Annotated in this window: 2 protein-coding genes; both read right to left on the reverse strand. The window is 46.8% G+C overall.

Annotation, left to right across the window (positions count from 1 at the left end):
* Positions 1-115: 115 nt before the first annotated feature.
* A complete protein-coding gene (gene istB, locus ABIB40_RS20545) occupies positions 116-847 on the reverse strand; it encodes an IS21-like element helper ATPase IstB (RefSeq protein ID WP_354361809.1) in 732 nt (243 codons plus the stop codon).
* An 11-nt stretch (positions 848-858) separates the two neighbouring features.
* Positions 859-2,124, reverse strand: a 1,266-nt coding sequence (gene istA / locus ABIB40_RS20550) for an IS21 family transposase (RefSeq protein WP_354361811.1), incomplete at its 5' end; no start/stop codon positions are given.

Raw genomic sequence — 2,124 nt, forward strand, 5'->3', positions numbered from 1 at the left:
TGATTATTCCGAACAAAGTACACCACATTCCGAGGCATAGTACACCAGTTTGGTTCTGGCTTTAGCACTAACTTTTTTACCATATCACTTTTGGACAAAGTGATATTCTGTAAACTTAATGATTTTTTTTATTTCTCATGGATTTGCCCGTAAGTGCAATCCTGTGGGCAGATGCTGACAGTCTGTCCATAATTGCATCGGCAAGTGTGGGTTCATCTATAAAGTTATACCAGTTGTCCACCGGCAGCTGTGAGGTTATTATTGTCGCGCCATTTCCATATCTATCCTCCAGAATATCAAGCATTGCGATCCTGGCATCATTGCTCAGTGGCTTTAGCCCGAAGTCGTCGAGTATCAGAAGCCTGTTGGATGAGATCCCCTTTATCCATCGGAGGTAAGTTCCATCTAACCTTGCCTGGGCAAGAGCATCCAGAAACTTGTTCATACTGAAATATAGCGTACGGAATCCAAGCAGGCATGAACTGCGTCCGAGTGCACAGGCAAGAAAACTTTTGCCACAGCCGGTAGCTCCGGTAATAAGCACATTTTCCCCACGTTCAATGAAGGTGCCATCCGAGAGTCTTAGTATTTGTTCACGGGTAATACCGCGCTCGGGCGTACAGAGTATATCCTCGGGAAGGGCATGATACCTGAGTTTACTGTACCTGAGGTATTTTTCTGTTCTTGCATGCTCCCGGTACTCGATCTCTGCCTGGACGAGCATGGCAAGCATTGAATGTGGATCCTGGATATCGTGTATCGGCAATTGTAGTGTTGCCTCATAGCGCCTGGCCATTCCACTGAGCCTTAGGCTTTTCATCTGGTCTGCTGTGTTCTGTGTATTCATATTGATCTTTATTAGTTGTTTTTATATGCTTCTGCACCTCTAACGTTCTGGTGCAGCGGTGTCCTGTATTCTTTCTGTTCTGTTTCCTCGATCATGTCCATATTGTTGTCAAGGATGTTTTTTATCACCGTGTATTTGAACCTGTGCCCGGTAAGTGCCCTTTTGCAGGCAGCTTCCATCCTTGCCGCTCCATAGGCTTTCAAAAGCCTCATCAGCCCAGAGCAGCCAGCATATGATTGATGGGTCACGGGGTTGCTCTGCATCAGTTTCTGAATAAAGTCATAAGTATTCTGACCCGCTTTTTCAGCCTGTTTCAGATAATATTCGGGATCCCATCCCTTTTCATCCGAAAAGGATTGGTGCGCTTCGGGCATATGTTCCCTGACCGTGCTAAAATGGTGTTTCCTGAAGCTTCGGACGTGTACTGCGATCCGGGTGCAATTATGGAAGACCTCAACGCTGTCCATGCAATAGGATATCCTGACCTCTTTGCCGATATACCTAAAGGGAACGCTGTAATAGTGCCAGTCCTCACCCACGACCACATGGTAGTTCTTCTGGACTTTTGCCCTGGTGTAGTGATGGATAAAGAAGGGTGATTCGGGAAGTGGCTGCAAGAGTGCGGACTCATTGTTGTGGAAGAGTTCATAACGACTGAAACTCTTGCGTTGAAAGCTAAGCTGGTGATGTTCGTTCAGCTTGACCCTGATTGCCGCATTCAGTTCCCCCAGGCTATAAAAAGTCTGGTTCCTGAGTTTCGCATAGATGCGCATATAGGCTATCCTTACAAAGTTCTCGACACTTGGCTTGTCCTTTGGCTTATAGGGGCGTGCGGCAAAAAGTGCAATCTTGTTATGGTTTGCCCACTGCTCCAGCATCTCGGTAAAAACAGGCTCGTATCTTGAGCTTTTGGATACCCATTGCCTCATATTATCCGATTTTACCCCTTTGGGCACACCACCGATATAGATGAGCGCGTTGTTCAATGCCGATAAAACCTGAGGTAACTTTGCATCTACAAGTGCTTCCACATAACCGTAGCCGCTAAAGGGGAGAATGGCAAGAAATACCGGACAGCTGATCAGCTCCCCGGTAGAGGCGTCCAGATAATGCAATGGTGCACCGGCAAAATCTACCTGCATCATTTCGGCCGCCTTATGCTCAAAATGCATTACGGCCTTCGAGGCACGGTTGTGTTCCTGCAGCAGATCACAGAACCTGGAATATTGAAACCCTTCTGGATAACCTGCAATATACTCTTCCCACAATAATAACCG

The organism is Pedobacter sp. UYP30, assembly GCF_040547165.1.
Lineage (GTDB): Bacteria > Bacteroidota > Bacteroidia > Sphingobacteriales > Sphingobacteriaceae > Pedobacter.